This window comes from Chryseobacterium foetidum (genome assembly GCF_025457425.1).
Classification (GTDB): domain Bacteria; phylum Bacteroidota; class Bacteroidia; order Flavobacteriales; family Weeksellaceae; genus Chryseobacterium; species Chryseobacterium foetidum.
The window spans coordinates 1,738,787-1,756,936 of the sequence record NZ_JAMXIA010000001.1 but is presented as its reverse complement, the minus strand read 5'-3'; the positions used below and the strand labels follow the sequence as shown (position 1 = coordinate 1,756,936).

The following is an 18,150-nucleotide window of genomic DNA, read 5'->3' as shown; positions in this document are numbered from 1 at the left end:
TAATAAAATTATGAAATGGAATTTGAAAAACAATAACTAAACGTTAAATTTTTTCAACATTTATCTTAAATTTAACGTCATCTATTTCGATTTCGTTAAAATTTAACAGTGAAGATACAACTTCTAGTTTATCCGACAATACTTCGTCTGAAATATAAGCTTCATTTTTGCGTATGTCATTGATAAATATCGAACTTTCTTCTACAGAAATTCTGATTCTGTCTGTTAACTCAAAATCTTTTTCTTTTCTGATGTTCTGGATCCTGTTGATAAGCTCCCTCGCAACACCTTCTGATTTTAATTCTTCTGTCAATGTCAAATCTAATGCCACAGTTGTTTTCCCATCAGAAGTTACCGTCCATCCCGGAATATCTTTCGTTGAAATTTCCACATCCGCTGTTGTAATTTCATATCCCTGAACGTTTGCTTTTCCTTCCTTTTCTAAAGATGAGATTTGCTCCGGTGTGAAATTAGAAATCTCATTACCAACAACTTTCATGTCTTTTCCAAGTCTTGAACCCAAAGTTTTAAAGTTCGGCTTGATTTGTTTTATAATTAAATGTGAAGCTTCTTCAGCGTTGATTAACTGCAATTCTTTAACATTAACTTCCTGTTTAATTAATTCTGAAACCGCTAAGATTTGCTCTTCCGTTTTCTTATCCAAAACAGGAATCAAAACTTTCTGTAATGGCTGACGCACTTTTACGTTCTCTTTCTTTCTCAATGAGAAAACCATACTCGTAATATTCTGAGCTAAATGCGTCTTCTCAACCAAATCCTGATCAATTAAACTTTCATCGGCAACAGGGAAATCACTCAGGTGAACAGATTCAAATGTTTCTTTTCCAGTGGCTGCATTCAGATCCTGATATAACTGATCCATGAAGAACGGAGCAATTGGCGCAGATAATTTGGCAACAGTTTCAAGGCAAGTGTACAAAGTCTGGTAAGCAGAGATTTTGTCATCAGAATAATCTCCTTTCCAGAAACGTCTTCTACAAAGCCTTACGTACCAGTTACTCAAATTGTCATTCACGAAATTACTGATCGATCTTGCCACTCTTGTCGGTTCGTAATCTTCGTAGAAAGCTTTTACTTCTTTAATTAAAAGGTTCAATTCAGATAAAATCCATCTGTCAATTTCAGGACGGTTTTCAATATCTTTTTCAGAATATTTAAATCCATCAACATTTGCATATAAAGTAAAGAATGAATACGTGTTGTATAAAGTTCCGAAGAATTTTCTTCTTACTTCGTCAATTCCTTCAATGTCAAATTTCAGGTTTTCCCAAGGGTTTGCATTCGAAACCATGTACCAGCGTGTAGCATCCGGTCCGTAAACCGCTAAAGTTTCAAACGGGTCAACCGCATTTCCTTTAGATTTTGACATTTTCAGACCGTTTTTATCCAAAACAAGTCCATTACTCATCACATTTTTATAAGCAACTGAATCAAAAACTGCTGTTCCGATTGCGTGAAGTGTGTAGAACCATCCACGGGTCTGGTCAACTCCTTCTGCGATAAAATCTGCAGGGAATGCTTTATTATTATCGATTAATTCTTTGTTTTCAAACGGATAATGTAGCTGAGCGTAAGGCATAGAACCTGAGTCAAACCAAACGTCGATCAGGTCGCTCTCACGGTGCATCGCTTTTCCAGATTCTGAAACCAAGACAATCTTGTCAACGATATTTTTGTGAAGATCAACCAAAGAATAGTTTTCTTCAGACATATTTCCGATTTCAAATCCTTTAAACGGATTTTCTGTCATCAATCCGGCTGCGATAGATTTTTCGACCTCATTGTATAATTCTTCAACAGAACCAATGATGATTTCTTCCTGAGCTGAACCTGTCGAAGGATCTGTTCTCCAGATTGGCAACGGAATTCCCCAGTATCTTGAACGCGATAAATTCCAGTCGTTGACATTTTCAAGCCAGTTGCCGAAACGTCCTTCGCCGGTTGATTTTGGTTTCCAGTTGATTTCTTTGTTTAAATCTACCAAACGGTCTTTTACTGCGGTCATTTTCACAAACCATGAATCCAGCGGATAATATAAAAGCGGTTCTTCAGTTCTCCAGCTGTGTGGGTAACTGTGAACGTATTTTTCAACTTTAAAAGCTTTATTTTCCTCTTTTAAACGGATAGCGATTTCTACATCAACAGATTTTTCCGGTGCTGTTCCTGCGTCATAATATTCATTTTTCACATATTTACCGGAAAAATCTCCCATATGAGAAGTGAATTTCCCCTGCAAATCTACCAACGGAACCGGATTTCCAAATTCATTTAAAACCAACATCGGCGGAACCTCAGGAGTTGCTTCTTTAGCAACCTTAGCATCGTCAGCACCGAAAGTTGGCGCCGTGTGAACGATTCCTGTACCGTCTTCAGTCGTCACGAAGTCTCCTGAAATTACTCTGAACGCATTTTCCGGATTTTGGTAAGGTAGAGTGTATGGCAATAACTGCTCATATTTAATTCCAACCAAATCAGAACCTTTGAACTCTCCAAGAATTTGGAAAGGGATGGTTTTGCTTGATGAAGTGTAATTGGCAAAATCTTCGTCAGTTCCCTCAACGAATTTTTTACCGAACTGTTTTCCGGTTAAAGCTTTAGCCAAAACAATATTGATCGGCTCAAAAGTATATTGGTTAAATGTTTTTACTAAAACATAATCGATTTTCGGCCCAACAGTCAAGGCAGTATTTGAAGGCAATGTCCATGGAGTGGTCGTCCATGCTAAGAAATGTACATCTCCAAATCCCTGTAAAAACGAAGGCAATGTTTCAGGAAGTGTTTTGAACTGTGCAACAATCGTTGTATCGGTCACATCACGGTAGGCTCCCGGCTGATTAACTTCGTGTGAAGAAAGTCCGGTTCCCGCTTTCGGAGAGTAAGGCTGGATCGTGTAGCCTTTATACAACAAATCTTTGCTGTACAACTGCTTCAACAACCACCAAACGGTTTCCATGTATTTTGATTTGTACGTGATGTACGGATCTTCAAGATCAACCCAATACCCGATTTTTTCGGTCAGTTGATTCCAGACATCCGTGTAGCGCATTACCGCTTCACGACAGGCTTTGTTGTAATCTTCAATCGAAATTTTTTTGCCAATATCTTCTTTCGTGATTCCGAGTTCTTTTTCAACTCCTAATTCCACAGGAAGTCCGTGCGTATCCCAGCCCGCTTTACGAAAAACCTGTTTTCCGTTTTGAGTTTGGTAACGACAGAAAATATCTTTCAACGCTCTTGCCATAACGTGGTGAATTCCAGGCATCCCATTTGCGGAAGGCGGACCTTCATAAAACACAAACTCAGGATTTCCTTCACGGGTTTCAACGCTTTTTTCAAAGGTTTTATTGGCTTTCCAAAATTCCGCAACATTCTCGGCTACGTCTATCAGGTTGAGGTTTTTATATTCTTTAAACTGGCTCATTGTAATTTCTCAATTTCGTTGATTAATCAAGTTGGCAAAATTAGTGATTTTTGTTGGTTTATAATATATGTTTTATTTTGATTGGGTTTATTGAAAAGTTTGGAAAATAAAGAAGGTTTAAGCTGTGAATTGTGAATGGTCAAATGTGAATTTTCACAGTTTACTATATCAACTTTTCTATTATATCAATAGGAGCGGACTTTAACCTACTTTCACAATTACCAAATGAAATTGGCTTTAGCCAAAACTTATTTCTCTCGCGGATTTTACAAATTAAGCAGATTTCAAATTAGTTTAAAACAATTATCTGTGAAAATCTGTGCGATCTGTGGGAACAAAACTTTCCATCCAACTTTTAATTTTAATTTAAATAAATTTGTCATCTAAATTTAAACTATTGGAACTCTTCCCGCTCATCGAGAAATCAGACATTCAGGACATCAAAAAGTTTCAGGAAGAAAAACTTCGGGATCTTTTGAAATATCTGGAAGCAAATTCACCTTTTTATCAGAAATTATTTAAAGAAAATAATATTCACGTTTCTGATATCCAGACTTTGGAAGATTTGAAAAAAATTCCAACGACTTCGAAGAATGATATCCAGCAGAATAATGATGAATTTTTCTGTGTTCAACAATCTCAAATCGTTGATTACAGCACAACTTCCGGTACATTGGGCGATCCTGTGACTTTCGGTCTGTCTGAAAATGATATGGAACGAATTGCTTACAACGAAGCAATCTCGCTCGCCTGCGCAGGAATTCAGAAGGGCGACGTCGTACAGATGATTACAACCATTGACAAAAGATTTATTGCAGGACTTGCTTATCTTTTAGGTTTGAGAAAAATGGGAGCAAGTGTCATCAGAATGGGACCGGGGATTCCGGAACTTCAATGGGATTCTATTTTCAGATATAAACCGAAATATTTAATTACAGTTCCATCTTTTCTTTTAAAAATGATCGATTACGCTGAGAAAAACGGGATTGATTATAAAAATTCAAGCGTTTACGGAGCGGTTTGCATTGGTGAAAGTATCAAAAATCAGGATTTTTCCGACAATATTCTTTCGCAGAAAATTAAAGAAAAATGGGATATTCAACTGTATTCAACTTATGCGTCTACGGAAATGAGCACGGCGTTCACTGAATGTGAATTTCAGATTGGCGGACATCAGCATCCGGAATTAATTATTACCGAAATTCTCGATGATGAAGAAAATCCTGTGAAAGATGGAGAAAGCGGCGAACTGACGATTACGACGTTGGGAGTTGAAGCTTTACCATTGTTAAGATTCAAAACGGGAGATTTAGTTAAAGCTCATTATGAACCTTGTAAATGCGGAAGAAATACGATGAGATTAGGCCCGGTTGTGGGCAGAAAACAGCAAATGATAAAATATAAAGGAACGACATTGTATCCCCCGGCAATGAACGATATTCTGAATGATTTTGACGGAATTTTATGTTACCAGATTGTGATTCAGTCGAATGAGATTGGTTTGGATGAAATTATCATTAAACTCAGCACAGAACGGGATGACGAAAGTTTTGAAGGCGAAGTACGTGACCATTTCAGAGCAAAATTAAGGGTAAGTCCGAAAATTGAAATGGTAGATTTTGATGTTTTGTCGAAAACGGTATTTAATCCGAACAGCAGAAAGCCGATTAATTTTTTAGATTTAAGATAAATTTAAATGTTATTCAAATAAGTTAGAAATATTATCGTTCAGTTAAAGTTAATTTTCTTTGGTGATATTATTTTTTACGATCTAAATTTTATACTATGAAAAAAATATTTCTCTTTTTGTTCGTTGCAATGATCACGACAATTTTCGCTCAAGACAAATTATCTGTCGAATTGGGAAACCTGAGTTTTCTGAAAGGTCAGACCGAAGTGAATGTTGAACGGAATTACGGAAGTCCGCTTTTCCAGGCTGAAAATTTCACGGAAACTGAATATTTAGACAGAAGACATAAAGAAACTGTAGCTAAAAAAGGCGAAGCAGCATGGAAAACCTGGATTGATTTTTGGGAACAGCACGTGGAAACTGTTTGGACAGAAAAATTCATCGAGGGTCTCAACAAATCAAAGAAAATAAAATTCAGTCAGAATGTTGAGACGAAATACACTTTAATCATTCATCCAAAATGGACGTACGCAGGATGGACGGGTTTTATCACGCAGCCCGCAAAATTATCTGCTGATATTACGATTGTTGAAACAGCAAATCCCTCAAACATTTTAGCAACAATAAAAGGCGATAAAATTGAAGGTACGGGAAGTAAAGTCGATTACGGAATGGAATACGGAAGAATCTCTGCAGCCTACGAAAAAACAGGAAAAGAATTCGGAAAAGAACTGAAAAAAGCCTTAAAATAGAACAAAAACGGTCTGAAATTCTCAGACCGTTTTTTATGATTGCATTTTTTCTGTTTTAATGAAATTGGCTAAATTAACAATTGCCGTGTCGTGAATTCTTACAAATGTATTTTTTTTGTTCCAAACATATCCGGCCAAAACTGCACAGATTTTTCTTTTCACATCAGGATTTTCCGGCTGATGGAAAAATAATTCCTGAAGATTTCCCGTGTACCATTCTTTTACGTATGTTGTAAAAACGTTAACGCCATATAAAATATAATCTGCAAATTCTGTCTGCCAATCGACTTTTTCACCGTTTAACTGTCTTATTGCCAGTTTTGCGGCAGTCATCCCTCCTTCTGTTGCAAATGCCATTCCTGAAGAAAAAACAGGATCAAGAAATTCTGAAGCGTTCCCTGTTAAAGCAAATCCGTCTCCGAATAATTTTTTAACGGAACAGGAATAATCTTTCAGATGTTTTGGTTCAAAAAGAAAATCTACATCTCCGAAACGTTTTACATAATAATCGGAAAGTGAAATTGCTTTTCTCAAAGCTTCAGCAGTATCGCCTTTTTCAGATAGTTTTTCAATATATTCAGTCGGACCAACAATTCCGACACTTGTGTTTCCATTCGAAAATGGGATTACCCAAAGCCAAACTTCCGTTTCAATAATATCAAAAGAAATTAAAGTTCCTTCTTCACCTTCTTCTCTGTTAATGTCTTCCACGTGAGCAAAAATTGCCGAATGCGGAGAAAGTTTTGAAGGCTTTTCTAAATCTAAAAGTCTCGGTAAAACTCTTCCGTAACCGCTGGAATCAATCACAAATTTTGCATGGATTTCCTTGGTTTTTCCGTCTTTGCTTTTTACAGTTGTTATAGAATCTGTTCCGTTAAATTCAATGCCGATTACTTCAGTTTCAAATTCAAGATCAACTCCTTTGTTAATCACTTCCTGAGCCAAAGTATTGTCGAAATCAGCTCTTGGAACCTGCCACGTCCAGTCCCAGCCTTCGCCGAATTTATTGCTGAAATCGAAAATGCAGACTTCATCACCCCGCATAAAACGTGCACCAAGTTTCTTTTCGAAGCCCATTTTATCTAATGCCGGAAATAATCCGGCTTCTTCAAAATGATCCATCACCCGCGGAATCAGGCTTTCACCAACAACTAATCTTGGGAACATGGTTTTTTCCACCACTTTCACCTTTACGCCGTTGTTATGAAGATATGCGGAAGAGACACAACCGGAAGGTCCGGCGCCAATCACAAGGACATCTACAAATTCTTTCATTTTGTGTGATATTCTATCTATATTTGCGTCACAAAATTAATCACAAAAAATTGATTCCAAATCAGTTTTTTTTCTTTTTTTAAATATTGATAGATGATATTAACGGCTAACCTCCAATTAGAGGATTTTTATAAAATTATTTTTGATAAAGAAACGCTTGAATTAAGTGAAACACTGATTTCCAAAGTAGAAAACGGTTTCAGTTTTTTAGAAGAATTTTCCAAAGATAAAGTTATTTATGGCGTAAACACTGGTTTTGGGCCAATGGCGCAGTATAGAATCAGTGAAGAAAACAGAAATCAGCTTCAGTATAATTTAATTAGAAGCCACTCTTCAGGTGTGGGAAATCCACTTTCGCCTCAATCTGCAAAAGCGGTAATGTTGGCGAGATTGAACACATTAAGTTTAGGAAAATCCGGTATTCATCCTTCTGTTGTTTTTTTACTTAAAGAATTGATTAACAAAGATGTTACGCCGTTGATTTTCGAACACGGTGGCGTTGGCGCAAGTGGCGATTTAGTTCAGTTGGCGCATTTGGCTTTGGTTTTAATTGGAGAAGGAGAAGTTTTCTATAATAATAAAAGACGCGCAACCAAAGATGTTTTTGCCGAATTAAATCTTGAACCGATAAAAGTTCACATCCGTGAAGGTCTAGGATTGATGAACGGAACTTCCACAATGACGGGAATTGGAATTATCAACGCCTATTATTCAAGAAAGTTAGTCGATATTTCAGTGAAACTTTCGTGTGCAATCAATGAAATTGTTAAAGCCTACGATGACCATTTTTCTGAAGCTTTGAACTCGACAAAAAGACATGAAGGCCAACAAAAAATCGCGTCCAGAATGCGCGAAAGTCTTTCTGACAGCAAATTAATCAGAAAAAGAGAAGATCATCTCTATAACAAAGAAAATAAAGAGGAAATCTTCAAAGATAAAGTTCAGGAGTATTATTCATTACGTTGTGTTCCTCAGATTTTAGGGCCGGTTTTAGATACTTTGGAATTCACGGAAAAAATCCTGGAAGATGAAATTAATTCTGCCAATGATAATCCGATTATCATTCCCGAAGACCAACACGTTTACCACGGCGGAAACTTCCACGGCGATTATATTTCTCTGGAAATGGACAAGCTGAAAATCGTGATTACAAAACTGACGATGCTTGCAGAAAGACAGTTGAATTATCTTCTCAATGCAAAAATCAACGAGATTTTCCCACCATTTGTCAATCTCGGAAAATTAGGATTGAATTTCGGAATGCAAGGCGTTCAGTTCACTGCAACTTCCACAACAGCAGAAAGTCAGATGCTGTCGAATCCGATGTATGTTCACAGTATTCCGAATAACAATGATAATCAGGATATCGTGAGTATGGGAACCAATTCTGCGGTGATTTGTAGCAAGGTTATTAACAATGCTTTCGAGGTTTTGGCAATCGAATTGATTACGGTTGTTCAGGCGATAGAGTTTTTAGAATGTCAGAACGAAATTTCATCAAATACAAAAAAATTATACGATGAAGTTCGGGCAATTGTTCCAGCTTTCAAAGAAGATTTGATTATGTATCCGTTTGTAGAGAAAGTAAAAGAATATCTGAAAAACTAATTTGGAAATCAGAAAACCCGAAGGTTTCAATATAAACAGTCGTAGATAAAATTTTGATACAAACTTCGGCGAAGCCAAACCTAGGGCAAGGAAACTGGAAGATGCAATCAAAACCCGAAGGGTTCAATATGAATAGCCGTAGGTGAAACCTATGGAAATAAATAGGAAAAATACAATCCGAACCCTGAAAGGGTTCAACAATAAAATATAAAAACTACACATGAAATGTGCAATCATAACAGGTGGTTCCCGAGGTATCGGAAGAGCAATCTGTATCAAACTGGCTGAAGAAAAAAATTACCATATTCTCATCAACTACACTTCAAATGAAGTCGCAGCAAAGGAAACTTTAACCAAAGTTGAAGAGTTGGGTTCTACCGGAGAAATTCTTAAATTCGATGTAGGAAATGCTGAAGAAACTCAAAAAGTTTTAAATGAATGGCAGGAAAATAATCCAAAATCTATCGTTGAGGTGATTGTCAACAATGCCGGAATCACAAGAGACGGATTATTTATGTGGATGCCAAGCGAAGACTGGAACTCGGTGATTAACACGAGCTTAAACGGTTTTTATAACGTAACCAATTTTTTCATTCAGAAATTATTAAGAAACAAATACGGCAGAATAATCAATATGGTTTCCGTTTCCGGAGTGAAAGGAACGGCCGGACAGACAAATTATTCAGCAGCAAAAGGTGCTTTGGTTGGCGTTACAAAAGCGTTGGCTCAGGAAGTTGCCAAAAGGAATATCACAGTAAATGCTGTGGCGCCAGGCTTCATCAAAACCGATATGACACAGGATTTCAATGAAGACGAACTGAAAGCGATGATTCCGGCCAACCGTTTCGGGGAAGCAGAAGAAGTGGCAGATTTGGTCGCATTTTTAGCCTCAAAAAAATCTTCCTACATCACAGGAGAAATTATTAATATTAACGGAGGAATTTATTCTTAAAATTTAGAGCAGTAATTTTGAACTTTGAATTTTAAATCTTGAATTTATAGAATGGAAAATAGGGTAGTCATTACCGGAATGGGAATTTATTCTTGCATCGGCACTTCTTTGGAGGAAGTGAAAGAATCCCTGTATCAAGGTAAATCCGGAATTGTTTTGGTCGATGAGAGAAAAGAATTCGGCTTCAGGTCCGGCCTTAGCGGCGTTGTTCCCAAGCCGGATTTGAAGAATCTTTTGAATCGTAGACAACGTGTAAGCATGGGCGAAGAAAGCGAGTATGCCTACATCGCAACACTTGATGCTTTACAACAAGCCAATATCAATCAGGATTTTCTCGACCAGAATGAAGTCGGAATTTTATATGGAAACGACAGCGTTTCCAAAGCAGTCGTAGAATCAATCGACATCGCAAGAGAAAAAAAAGACACCACTTTGATGGGTTCAGGAGCGATTTTCAAATCGATGAACTCCACAGTAACGATGAATCTTTCCACCATTTTTAAATTAAGAGGAATCAATTTAACCATCAGCGCAGCCTGTGCAAGCGGTTCGCACTCTCTGGGATTGGCGTATATGATGATTAAAAACGGTTTTCAGGACATCATCGTTTGCGGTGGTGCGCAGGAAACCAACAAATATTCAATGGCGAGCTTCGATGGACTGGGCGTTTTTTCAACAAGAGAAAATGAACCAACCAAAGCTTCAAGACCTTTCGATTCAGACAGAGACGGCTTAATTCCAAGCGGTGGTGCCGCAACTTTAATTGTTGAAAGTTTGGAATCAGCCCAAAAAAGAGGTGCCAATATCATTGCAGAAATCGTTGGTTACGGCTTTTCTTCCAATGGCGGACATATTTCCACTCCGAATATCGACGGGCCGGCTTTAGCAATGAACCGGGCTTTGAAACAATCCGGTCTTGAAGTGAAAGATGTCGATTATATCAATGCTCATGCGACTTCCACACCCATCGGCGATGCCAACGAGGCAAAAGCAATTCACGAAATTTTCGGAAGTGAAGTTCCGGTAAGCTCAACCAAATCAATGACCGGTCACGAATGCTGGATGGCAGGTGCGAGTGAAGTGATTTACTCCATTCTGATGATGCAGAACGGTTTTGTGGCTCCCAACATCAATTTGGAAAATCCCGATGAAGACGCAAAAAAGATAAATTTAATCTCCGAAACTAAAAATCAAAAAATTGACGTATTTTTGTCGAATTCTTTCGGATTTGGGGGAACCAATTCCGCATTAATCGTTAAAAAATTTGAATAAAAAAACATGGAAAGAGAAAAAATTGTTGCCGTTGCTAATGATTTTTTAATCAATGAATTTGAGGTAGATGCCGACGAAATCAGCAATGACGCCCACTTCAAGAAAACTTTGGGCTTAGACAGTTTAGATTATATCGATTTGGTGGTGGTCATCGAATCCAATTTTGGTGTGAAATTAGGCGAAGCCGATTTCAAAGACATCATCACTTTCGACGATTTTTACTCAACAATCGAAAACAAAATCTCCTTAAAAATGTAGCAATATAACAATATAGCGATGTACCAATGCACAAAAATTGTTACACTGTTACATTGATACATTGTTAAATTGAAACTATGAACAAGTGGAAAGGCAAGTCTAAAGGCACCATCTTAGGGTACAGAATTTTCGTCTGGTGCATTAGGAATATTGGAATCCGCAGTTCGTATTTTGTACTTTATTTTGTTGCTTCCTACTACTTTTTATTCGAAAAAAAGAGCAACCAATACATTTCATATTACTTCAAAAAAAGGCTCAACTTCAGTTCCTGGAAAACGAGAATTTCGGTTTATAAGAGCTACTTCACATTCGGTCAGACTTTAATCGACAAAACCGCCATCTCAGCAGGTTTACGTGAAAAATATACTTACGAATTCGATGGAATCGAAAACCTTCGTAACCTTCTTGCCGAGAAAAAAGGCGGCGTTCTCATCAGCGCCCACATCGGAAATTTCGAAATTGCCGAACATTTTTTCGCCGACATTGATTTCGATTGTCAGATTAACTTAGTGACGACAGACCAAGAGGTTACCGTCATCAAAGAATACCTCGAAAGCGTTTCTGTGAAGCAGAGCAACATCAAATTCATCTACGTAAAAGACGATATGTCGCACATTTTCGACATCAACGAAGCGCTGTCAAAAAACGAACTCATCTGTTTCACCGGCGACCGTTACTTCGAAGGTTCAAAATTCCTTGAAGCCGATTTGCTTGGGAAATCCGCAAAATTTCCGGCGGGTCCTTTTCTCATTGCCTCAAGATTGGGCGTTCCCGTGGTTTATGTTTATGTGATGAAGGAGAAAAATCTACATTATCATTTGTACGCAAGAGTCGCTCAGCAGGTTAAAAAACGCGATGCACAGGGACTTCTCAATTCCTACACCCAAAATCTCGAATCGATGGTCAGAAAATATCCACTCCAATGGTTCAATTACTTCGACTTTTGGGACGATGTAGATTGATTTCTTATTTGATACTGAGTTCATAATTTTTATTTGGGCAGCTTTTCCGCCTTCCACTCCCGCTTTTTTGCTCGTCGTACCTCCTCACAAAAAGAGCTCCGTTCAAGTCGGGCTGCGGGCAATTCTATGTTTTAAAAGAGCCAAATAAAAAGTAAAAAGAGACAGTTTCTCATCTGTGAAAATCTGTGCTATCTGTGGGAAATCTTTTAACGCTTTCTTCGCAGAAATCTTTGCAAACCTTTGTTTAAATAAGCACATTTATTCTAAACAATTTGATAAACTTTTGTACCTTTTCCCCTTAAAAACTGTAATCAGAATTTGAAAAAAAACTACGACATATTGGTCATTGGCAGCGGTCTCGGCGGTCTTGTTTCGGCGCTTATTTTGGCGAAAGATGGTCTGAAAGTCTGCGTTCTCGAAAAAAACAATCAATATGGCGGAAACCTTCAGACATTTTCACGTGACAAACTCATTTTTGATACAGGCGTCCATTATCTTGGCGGACTGTCACAAGGGCAAAATCTGCATCAGTTCTTTTCGTATTTAGAAATTATGGATGACCTCCAGCTCCAGAAAATGGATGAAGACGGTTACGATAAAATCACTTTTGAAGACGATGAGATTGAGTATCCTCACGCTCAGGGTTACGACAATTTTGTAAAACAGCTTTCAGTATATTTTCCTGACGAAAAAGAAAATCTGGAAAATTATTGTGAGGAAATCCAGCGGGTTTGCAACTATTTTCCAAGATATAATGTGGTCGGACAAAACAGTTACAGTGAAGAAATTCTGCATCTCAACACCAAAAGATTCATTGAATCAATTACCTCAAACGAAAAACTTCAAGCGGTTTTGTTGGGTTCAAATTTTCTCTATGCCGGAGATTCTGAGAATACACCGTTTTACGTTCATGCGCTGACCATCAATTCTTATGTTCAAAGTGCTTACAAATGTGTGAAAGGTGGAAGCCAGATTTCAAAACTACTCATCAAAAAATTACGGGAATACGGAGCGGATGTCTTCAAACATTCTGAAGTGACTGAGTTTAATTTTGATGAAGACAATGTGTTAAAGTCTGCTAAAACCAAAGATGGGGAAGAATATTTTGCCCAACAGTTTATTTCAAATATTGAAATCCGCTCTGCCATAAAACTGATTGGAGAAAACCGACTGAAAAAGTCTTTCCTCAACAGAATATTAAGCTGGGAGCCGGTTTCATCATGTTTTAGCGTGTATCTGGTTTTAAAACCAAGTGCTATTTCAAATTTTGATTACAATGTGTACCACTTTTCATCTAAAGATTTAGTTTGGAAAGCTTCTCAATATAAAAAAGAAAACTGGCCGGAAACGTATATGCTGTCTTCCACACCTTCGAAGCATCAGCCCGAATTTGCAGAAAGTCTGACAGCCATTTCCTACATGGATTTTGAGGAAGTAAAAGAATGGGAAAATACATTCAACACAATCGCAAATCAGCAGGAAAGAGATGAATTATACGAAAAATTCAAACTGGAAAAAGCTGGAAAAATGATTCAGGCCTTAGAAAAGAAAATCCCAAATCTGAGAGATTCAATAAAAAGTATTTACACATCTTCACCTTTGTCGTATCGCGATTACATCGGCAGTTTCGAGGGAAATATGTACGGTTACATCAAAAGCTCAGAAAATCCTTTAAAAACGATGGTTTCACCAAGAACTAAAATTGATAATCTCTTCCTGACTGGCCAATCTGTAAATATGCATGGGATTTTGGGCTGTACCATTGGTGCGTTTAACACTTGCGCTGAGATTTTAGGGAAGGAATTAATTGACGAACGTTTGACTCAGGTTTTAAATCAAACTGATGAAAAATAGAATTTTAGTTTATATATTTTGTATTTTAAGTCTTCTTTCATGCGGAACAAGAAAGTCTGTAAAACACATTCCGGAAATTAAACAATATGCTTTGGAAATTCCGAAAGTTCAGAAGATGAATGATTCTACTTTTTCATTTAAACAAAATTATTTAACCAAAAATAAGCAGCAGCTTTGGGAATTGTACATCAAAGGAAATCCTTTACAACTCGGTTATAACAATGGAGCACTAACTCAAAACCTGATGCAGAAGCAGGAAGAAATTTTCTTTTCAAAAGTAGAAACATTTGTTCCATCGAAATTTAAACAAAATCTGTTGCGAGGTTTTCTTAAATGGTACAACAGGAAAATGTATCTCAATGTGAGAGATGATTTTCAGGCAGAATTGTACGGATTATCTCAATATTCATCAGACAGATATGATTATATCGCACCGAAATTCAGAAGAGCGATGTATCTGCACGGTGCTCACGACATCGGTCACGCCATGCAGGATTTGATGGTCGTTGGCTGTACTTCTCTCGCAGTCTGGAATGAAAATACGGAAGATGGAGATTTATTAATCGGAAGAAATTTCGATTTTTACGTCGGCGATGATTTTGCAAAAAATAAATTGATTGAATTTGTTGAACCGGAAAATGGAATTCCATACCTGTCGGTGAGCTGGCCCGGAATGATTGGCGTCGTTTCCGGAATGAATAAGGAAGGAATTACAGTAACGATTAACGCAGGAAAATCTAAAATTCCCTTAACGGCAAAAACGCCGATTTCTTTGGTGACGAGAGAGATTTTGCAATATGCAAAGAACATTGATGAGGCAGTTGAAATTGCAAAGAAGCGGAAGGTTTTTGTCTCTGAATCTATTTTGGTTGGAAGTGCAAATGATAAAAAAGCAGTCATCATTGAAGTTTCACCTAAAAATTTCGGTGTTTATGATGTCGCTAATTCAAGCAGGGTTTTCTGTACGAATCATTTTCAGTCGGATGCGTATAAAAATGATAAAAGAAATCAAAAACATATTGTAGAAAGCCATTCCGCATACCGATACGAAAAGCTTCAGGAGCTTTTGCAAGAGAATAAAAAGCTTAATCCTGAGAAAATGGCTTCCATTCTCAGAGATAAGTCTGGTTTGAAAGATAAAAGTATCGGTTATGGGAATGAAAAAGCAATCAATCAGTTGCTGGCACATCATGCCGTGATTTTTTCGCCCGAGAAGAGATTGGTTTGGGTGTCTTCAAGTCCGTATCAGCTGGGAGAATTTGTCTGTTATGATTTGAATGAAATTTTTTCGAATGAAAGATTGAAAGATGGTGATTTTTCAAAACCGGAACTGAATATTGCGAAAGATTCATTTTTAGATTCTCAGGCGTTTGAAGATTATGAAGAATTTAAATTTGCGAACGGTGAAGTTCAAAATGCAATTGATGGCAATGACGTTGTTTTGTCAGACGGTTTTATTCCGCATTATCATTCTTTGAATCCTGATTTTTGGGTAGTCTACTATCAGGCGGGCAGATATTATTTTCAACAAAAAGAATATTCAAAAGCTAAGTTTGAATTTGAAAAAGCGTTGACGAAGGAGATTACAACAGTGCCGGATAGAAAAAATGTTGAGAAATTTTTGAAGAAAACGGGGAAGAGATTGAAATGATTAGTTGAACCACTTCGTGGTTCAGTTTCTGTGTTGTTTTCATCCATGGGTTTCACCCACGGCTATTCAAATTGAACCACTTCGTGGTTCTGTTGTTGTATTATTTGTTATCCTTAGATTGTCTTCGCCTAATCTGGTTGCTCGATTTAACCAAGAGCTATTTAAATTTAAAGAGTTTGTGGTTCGATTGCTTTACTGTTGTTTCCATGGTTTTAGCCACGGCTATTCCTATTCAGCCACTTCGTGGAAGGGTGCGGGGACGAAAAATTGAGATATTTTATTGAGTTATAGTTGTTCGAAATATTGAAAAAAAAGACGAAACGTCTTCGCAGCCCGACTTGAGTGGAGCTCTTTTTTCTGGCATTGCGTGGACGAAAAGTTTTTTTTAGGTTACCATTTCTTCGCAATGACAGAAAAAAAGCGGGAACGGAAGGCGGATACAGCTGCCCAAATTATTTTAATTATTTTCTGGACTGACTTTATTTAAGAACAGAAACGTGGCAATCCACAAAATGGCTGACATTGAAATTGCCAAAATCATGCTTCCGATGATGTATTGTAAAAAGTGATTTTTTACCAGTTCAAAATTCCATTCCTGATTGAAAATGTCGCTGTCTCCTTCTACGAAAGGTGAACCCAAAAACAGGGAAGCCACGATGATGAAAGGAATAAACGGCGGCAGACTCACGTTGGATGCGATGAATGCGAGCACTTTGTTGAGCTTAAAAAGCACGGACAGCGAAATCACCAGCAGCGTGTGAAATCCCCAAAACGGCGAGAAGCCCACGAACACGCCCAGCGCAATGGAAAAGGCCTTGGTGCGGTTGCTGCCGTCGCTTTCCAGAACATCTTCTTTGATGAATTTTTTAAAGCTTTTTTTTCTGAAATTATTGATGAAATTCCGCGGAATGATGTAGAGGAGCGTGATGGTGACCAAAATCGTATTGAGAATGCTGATTCTCGTAAAATCTTTGAACGGTCTGAAGTGGGAAACCCGTTCTGCAGGGTCATACAGCACTTTTATGGGAACATTTTTTACGGGAATATGACGCCAGGCGGTTCGAACAATGATTTCAATTTCAAACTCGAATTTTGGTGTGAAATATTTCTTCGGAATTTTGTGTAGAGGATATAAACGATAGCCGGATTGTGTGTCTTCAAGCTTAATTCCGGTCTCGAACCAAAACCAAAAGTTGGAAAAGCGGTTTCCGAAACTGCTTTTTTTGGGAATGCCGTCCTGCGACATATTTCGGTTGCCAATCAGTAAAACATCTTCGTTTTCTTCAAGTAAAGCATTCACAAAAACGGGAATATCGTTGGGATAGTGTTGTCCGTCAGAATCAATCGTGATGGCGTGATGGTAGCCAAGTTCTTTTGCTTTCCTGAAACCGATTTTCAGTCCGTTTCCCTTTCCTTTGTTTTCGGGAAGGTGGATGGCGGTGAGTTGCGGATAGGTTTTTAAAATTTCTGAAGTAGAATCTGTGGAACCGTCGTTGACAATGATAATGTCTTGGGTGTAGTCCAAAACGCCGTCAATGACTCTTCTTAACGTCTTTGCATTGTTATAAGTTGGTATTAAAACGCAGATTTTCCTTTCGTCAATTGCATTCTGTACTTCAGAAAGTGTCATTTATTTCAACGAATTTTTCTCGGTTGCGGTCATTGTTTTAGACTGCATTGAGAATTTTTTGATGTACGTTTTCAGTGCGGCATTCTGCTTTGAATAGTTAGTGATAATGAATGCTTTATCTTCTTTCAGGTTTTTAGAATAGCCCACAATTTTCGGGATATTCTCCTGAACGCTCATTCTGATTAAACGTAATTCTACGTTATTTGGATTTGATTTTATCACGCTTTCCAGTTGTGTTGCACCGGATTTTACGAAAGATTTTCTTTTGTTTTTCTCGGTCGTCACCTTGGCTTCCAGAATTTCTGCAGCTGCTTTGTAGCCTTTGACTAATGCGTCTGAAGAGGAATTTTTATCGGCCAGTTCAATGAAGTTTTTTGCGCCTTCGTTGGAGGCGTTGGCTTTGGAGTAAGCGTTTCTCAAAGCATCCAAATCGCCACTTTGGAAAAATAAAAATAATACTGTTATGAATGAAAATAAAAATTTCATATTTAAATCTTTGTATAATTAACAGACATTTTTAATGCAATAGTCTCGCCAAAAGCTGTTGTGTTTTTTACCTTCACTTCGTTTTCGACTTCCTTAATATCAAGCTGCATCGTCAGATTTGGCGTTTCAAAAGGGTTGATGATGGCCATGAATTTTACGTTGGAGGCAGATTTCAGGAATAATTTATTTCCTGTAAATTCTTCTGTGAGTTCTTTTACAATCTGCATCATACAAACGCCTGGCGTCACCGGATTTCCAGGGAAATGGCCTTTGAAAATTTCGTGGTTCTGATTCAGCGTGATGCAAGCCGAGAAGCTCCCGTTTTCTGATTTTTCGTAGCCTTCCAATGTGTAAAAGTCTGTCAGTATAGTCTGCATT

The 18,150-nt window shown here is 37.7% G+C and carries 14 protein-coding genes; 9 read left to right on the top strand and 5 right to left on the bottom strand.

The features are described from left to right. Positions 1-43: 43 nt before the first annotated feature. Positions 44-3,442, bottom strand: coding sequence for an isoleucine--tRNA ligase (gene ileS / locus NG809_RS08235; RefSeq protein WP_262149657.1), 3,399 nt, complete (start codon positions 3,440-3,442; stop codon positions 44-46). A 397-nt stretch (positions 3,443-3,839) separates the two neighbouring features. Here ileS and NG809_RS08230 point away from each other — a divergent pair, with 397 nt between their 5' ends. Next, positions 3,840-5,132, top strand: a complete 1,293-nt coding sequence (locus tag NG809_RS08230) for a phenylacetate--CoA ligase family protein (protein ID WP_262149655.1) — start codon at positions 3,840-3,842, stop codon at positions 5,130-5,132. A 95-nt stretch (positions 5,133-5,227) separates the two neighbouring features. Then, a complete protein-coding gene (locus NG809_RS08225) occupies positions 5,228-5,824 on the top strand; it encodes a hypothetical protein (protein WP_262149653.1) in 597 nt (198 codons plus the stop codon). A gap of 33 nt (positions 5,825-5,857) precedes the next feature. Here NG809_RS08225 and NG809_RS08220 read toward each other — a convergent pair whose 3' ends face one another. After that, on the bottom strand, positions 5,858-7,099 hold the full coding sequence (locus tag NG809_RS08220; RefSeq protein WP_262149651.1) for an NAD(P)/FAD-dependent oxidoreductase: 1,242 nt from the start codon (positions 7,097-7,099) through the stop codon (positions 5,858-5,860). Positions 7,100-7,192: 93 nt separating this feature from the next. On the opposite strand from NG809_RS08220, the gene NG809_RS08215 reads away from it, so the two are divergent. The 7 genes from NG809_RS08215 to NG809_RS08185 all read left to right on the top strand — a co-directional run bounded on the left by NG809_RS08215 (position 7,193) and on the right by NG809_RS08185 (position 15,656). Beyond that, positions 7,193-8,707, top strand: coding sequence for an HAL/PAL/TAL family ammonia-lyase (locus tag NG809_RS08215; protein ID WP_262149649.1), 1,515 nt, complete (start codon positions 7,193-7,195; stop codon positions 8,705-8,707). Between the two features lie 220 nt (positions 8,708-8,927). After that, the gene (fabG, locus tag NG809_RS08210; protein ID WP_262149648.1) at positions 8,928-9,659 is read left to right on the top strand and encodes a 3-oxoacyl-ACP reductase FabG; all 732 of its coding nucleotides are present in this window, start codon (positions 8,928-8,930) and stop codon (positions 9,657-9,659) included. 51 nt (positions 9,660-9,710) lie between these two features. After that, complete coding sequence (locus NG809_RS08205; protein WP_262149646.1) at positions 9,711-10,931, top strand: beta-ketoacyl-[acyl-carrier-protein] synthase family protein; 1,221 nt, start codon at positions 9,711-9,713, stop codon at positions 10,929-10,931. A 6-nt stretch (positions 10,932-10,937) separates the two neighbouring features. Next, entirely contained in the window at positions 10,938-11,189 is a 252-nt protein-coding gene (locus NG809_RS08200; protein ID WP_262149644.1) for an acyl carrier protein, read from the top strand. 77 nt (positions 11,190-11,266) lie between these two features. Next, positions 11,267-12,151, top strand: a complete 885-nt coding sequence (locus NG809_RS08195; RefSeq protein WP_262149642.1) for an LpxL/LpxP family acyltransferase — start codon at positions 11,267-11,269, stop codon at positions 12,149-12,151. A gap of 318 nt (positions 12,152-12,469) precedes the next feature. Beyond that, on the top strand, positions 12,470-14,005 hold the full coding sequence (locus NG809_RS08190; protein ID WP_262149641.1) for a phytoene desaturase family protein: 1,536 nt from the start codon (positions 12,470-12,472) through the stop codon (positions 14,003-14,005). Next, the gene (locus NG809_RS08185; RefSeq protein WP_262149639.1) at positions 13,995-15,656 is read left to right on the top strand and encodes a C45 family autoproteolytic acyltransferase/hydolase; all 1,662 of its coding nucleotides are present in this window, start codon (positions 13,995-13,997) and stop codon (positions 15,654-15,656) included. Before NG809_RS08190 ends, NG809_RS08185 begins: the two co-directional genes overlap by 11 nt. Before the next feature lie 457 nt (positions 15,657-16,113). Here NG809_RS08185 and NG809_RS08180 read toward each other — a convergent pair whose 3' ends face one another. From NG809_RS08180 to NG809_RS08170, 3 genes are read right to left on the bottom strand one after another with little or no spacing between them, the layout of a single operon-like run. Continuing rightward, the gene (locus NG809_RS08180; RefSeq protein WP_262149637.1) at positions 16,114-17,286 is read right to left on the bottom strand and encodes a DUF2062 domain-containing protein; all 1,173 of its coding nucleotides are present in this window, start codon (positions 17,284-17,286) and stop codon (positions 16,114-16,116) included. After that, positions 17,287-17,772 carry a hypothetical protein gene (locus NG809_RS08175; protein WP_262149636.1) on the bottom strand — a complete coding sequence of 162 codons (486 nt, stop codon included), beginning with the start codon at positions 17,770-17,772 and terminating at the stop codon, positions 17,287-17,289. 2 nt (positions 17,773-17,774) lie between these two features. After that, a complete protein-coding gene (locus tag NG809_RS08170) occupies positions 17,775-18,149 on the bottom strand; it encodes a 3-hydroxyacyl-ACP dehydratase (RefSeq protein ID WP_262149635.1) in 375 nt (124 codons plus the stop codon). Position 18,150 lies beyond the last annotated feature (1 nt).